Consider the following 3,297-nt stretch of genomic DNA (forward strand, 5'->3'; position numbering starts at 1 on the left):
GGTGCCCCTTTCTGGGCGGGATTGGTTGACTTAGAACATCATCATTTTCCCATTTCAGAGGGGGCATTTCCATTTCATGCGCGGCTTGATCCGGATACTCGCATCGGTGGATCAAGGCTAATTCTTCATGGAAGCCGTATCAGCGTCTGTCGATCCCTCGTTCAGTATCTTCCTCGGTGTTGCCGCTGTGCTGACGCGGTGAGCTGATGGCTCGGACGGCTTCGCTGTGTGATCCGTTCATGCGATATGGCTCGCAAACGAGATCCCCGCCCACGCGATGGTCGCAACCAGAAGGGTGGAGAGTGCGGCAAGAGCGAAGGGCTTGAAGCCGACCTGTGCGAGGTTGCGGATCTTGACACCGCAGCCGAGGCCGAACATCGCCGCTGACAGTAGGCCGGTCTGCAACAGGCTCCCGGTTGTCAGCACGAACTCGGGCAGGGGCAGGAAGGAGCGCAGGAGCACCATGAGGATGAACCCGATGATGAACGCCGGGACGATAGGCGGCAGCTTTCTGGAGGATGTTTGCGAGGTAGGCGTGGGGTTCGCGCGCTGGAGGCGACGCTGTCGGATACTGAGCACGGCTACGACGGGTGCGAGAAGCAAGACTCGGGCGAGTTTCACGATCACTGCGACGGTGAGTGCGCCCGCGCCGATGATGCCGCCGGCTGCGACGACCTGGGCGATCTCGTGGATTGAGCCTCCTGCCCACATGCCCGCGGCTTCGGTATCGAATCCGAGGAGGTTCGCCGTCAGGGGCACGAGTGGGATCATGAGCGTGCCAAAGATGACCACCAGTGCTACGGCGGTGATCGTGTCCTCTTCCGCCTCATCGTCGGGGTCGGTCACGCCCGCTGCGCCGGCGACTGCCGCAGCACCGCAGATCGAGAAGCCGCATCCGATGAGGAGGGCCAGGCTGGGCCGAACCCGTAGCAGCCGCCCCAGCACAACGGTGCCGCATAGCCCGCCTGTGACGATGCAGACGACGACGAGGAGAATCGGGGCACCCAGGTCGAGGATGTCGGTGAGTACGAGCTGGAGTCCGAGAAACACGATGCCTGCGCGAAGAAGCTTCTTCGCCGAGAAATCGATTCCGGCGGTCACTGCCGTCGGCATTCGGAGCAGGTTCGCTGCGAGCACACCGAGCACGATCGCAACGATGAGGGGGCTGACTCCCGGCAGCAGCGCGTTCACTCCATAGGAAATGCCCGCCGCAAGCGCGCACGTCCCGAGTCCTGGCAGAAGCGACCGAAGGTAGACGAGGAAAGCGTGCGTGGGCCGGGTGCGGGCCTCATGCTGTAGGTCAGTCATGTATCTATCGTATCGTCGGAAACCCCAGGTCGGTAGAGGCAGATCTCGTGCTGGTCACAAGTTATACTTGTCTCTAATGGGAGGTGAGTCATGCGGAGCGAACCGGACCTGGAAGCGCTGCGGGCGCTGATGCTCATCGCGCAGGAGAGCAGCATCTCGGCGGCAAGCGGACGGTTGGGGGTGAGCCAGCAAGCGGTATCGTTGCGTATCCGAAGCCTCGAGCGAAGCCTGGGGGTGAGGTTGCTGGTGCGCTCCGCGCGAGGTTCTCGCCTGACACCCGCCGGCGAACTCGTGGTCGGTTGGGCGAGGAAGTTGCTAGAAGCAGCCGATGATTTCTCCGATGCCGTGGATTCACTCCGTTCGGATCGAGCAAGGACGATGCGTATTGCCGCGAGTCTGACGATCGCCGAGTATTTGCTTCCCGAATGGATCGCCAGATGGCGCGCCCGGACCGACAGCAGCGGTCCAGGCATTCAGCTCGACGCCGAGAACAGCACCGCAGTCGCTGTGGCTGTGCGCGAGGGGACCGTCGATCTCGGATTCATCGAGTCTCCAGCGGTGCCAGCCGATCTGGGCGCGGTGACCATCGCCCATGACACACTCGCGGTCGTCGTGCAGCCCGGACATCGGTGGGCGAAATCCGCCAGGATCACCGCCCGCGAGCTCTCCGACACCAGCCTGGTGTTGCGCGAGCCGGGCAGCGGCACCCGTCAAGCGTTCGAAGCGGCGCTCGCTGATACCGGCTGTTCACCCCACGCCAGCCCGGTGGCGGTGCTATCCACCACTCTCGGAGTGCGTAGCGCGATCATGGCAGGCGTTGCGCCAGGGGTGCTCAGCAGCTTGGCCGTAGCCGAGGATCTCCGAGCCGGACGGCTCGCTCGCGTCCAGGTCAGAGGTCTCACCATGACCCGTCCTTTGACCGCGATCTGGGCCGGGGCCTCGCCCTCACGCCATGCGCACGACTTCCTCGACGCTCTCGCCTAGATTCCAGCGATGACTGACCGGACGCATCGGTACGGAAGAGTGTCTACGAAAGCGATAAGCAAACCGCAGGTCGGCGTATCGCGGTGGAACTATCCACAGGCCATGCGCTGCAGATCGTTGATTTGCACGTCAGAACGCCCGCCGGGACTCGCGGCGCGAACTATCAATCTTAGCTGAGCGGGAGTGGTGGACACGGCGAGCCCATCTGGAACGGGCGGTCCCTGCCCGACCAGCTGCCGGGAACCCTCGACCCTCAGATGGCAACGCGACCCCTGTGTTATTCGGCTCTTCCCAAATAAGGGTGTAGGCGCCGGGCGGGCTGGCGGGGGTGGGTGCGGCGCGTCGGTGCCGGGGTAGGTGTCGAGGCCTTCCGAAGATGGAAGTTCTGACGCTCACCATCTGGAAGACCTCGACATGCACGACGCTACCTACGTCGCCCCGGATCTGACCACCTTCATCGGCCTGGACGGCCTTGGTCTGCAGGCCACCGGGCAACGCCTCGAACCCGACCTCGCGGTCCTGGCCTGCCGTGTTGTCGATGACGACCGGTGGTGCCGGGAGTGTGGTTGCGAAGGGCGCTCCCGCGGGACGATCCGGCGCAAGCTCGCGCACGCGCCGCTGGGGTGGCGGCCGACGACGTTGCTCGTCACGATCCGCCGGTACGCGTGCACCGGGTGCGAGCGGATGTGGCGCCAAGACACGAGCGCGGCGTGCGAGCCCCGGGCGAAGCTGACCCGGACCGCGTTGCGGTGGGCCCTCGAAGGACTCGTCGTCACGCACCTGTCCGTGGCCCGGATCGCGGAAGCCCTCGATGTCGCGTGGGACACCGCCAACGACGCCGTCCTGACCGAAGGAAGGAGGGTCCTGATCAGCGACGACACCCGCTACGACGGCGTTCGGGTGCTCGGCGTGGATGAGCACGTGTGGCGCCACACCCGCCGCGGCGAAAGGTACGTGACCGTGATCATCGACCTGACGCCCGTCCGTGACGGGACCGGACCGGCA

General features: G+C 64.8%; 3 protein-coding genes. 2 read left to right on the forward strand and 1 reads right to left on the reverse strand.

Going from position 1 to position 3,297, the window contains the following annotated elements; genetic code table 11:
* Positions 1–237: 237 nt before the first annotated feature.
* Positions 238–1,308, reverse strand: coding sequence for a YeiH family protein (locus tag ICW24_RS19020; protein WP_119076631.1), 1,071 nt, complete (start codon positions 1,306–1,308; stop codon positions 238–240).
* A 90-nt stretch (positions 1,309–1,398) separates the two neighbouring features.
* Between ICW24_RS19020 and ICW24_RS19025 the strand changes: the two genes are divergently transcribed.
* Together ICW24_RS19025 and ICW24_RS19030 are read left to right on the forward strand one after the other, a co-directional pair.
* A complete protein-coding gene (locus tag ICW24_RS19025; RefSeq protein ID WP_226347289.1) occupies positions 1,399–2,292 on the forward strand; it encodes a LysR family transcriptional regulator in 894 nt (297 codons plus the stop codon).
* A gap of 414 nt (positions 2,293–2,706) precedes the next feature.
* The coding region (locus ICW24_RS19030; protein ID WP_504739329.1) for a transposase at positions 2,707–3,297 on the forward strand (591 nt) is incomplete at its 3' end.

Origin of the sequence: Agilicoccus flavus (assembly GCF_014857905.1) — a bacterium.
In the GTDB taxonomy this organism is placed as follows: domain Bacteria; phylum Actinomycetota; class Actinomycetes; order Actinomycetales; family Dermatophilaceae; genus Agilicoccus; species Agilicoccus flavus.

What these genes read in the sequence shown, in the direction of transcription:
- ICW24_RS19025 (WP_226347289.1), top strand. Translation starts at nt 1,399, where the DNA reads ATGCGGAGCGAACCGGACCTGGAAGCGCTGCGGGCGCTGATGCTCATC.
- ICW24_RS19020 (WP_119076631.1), bottom strand. Translation starts at nt 1,308, where the DNA reads ATGACTGACCTACAGCATGAGGCCCGCACCCGGCCCACGCACGCTTTC.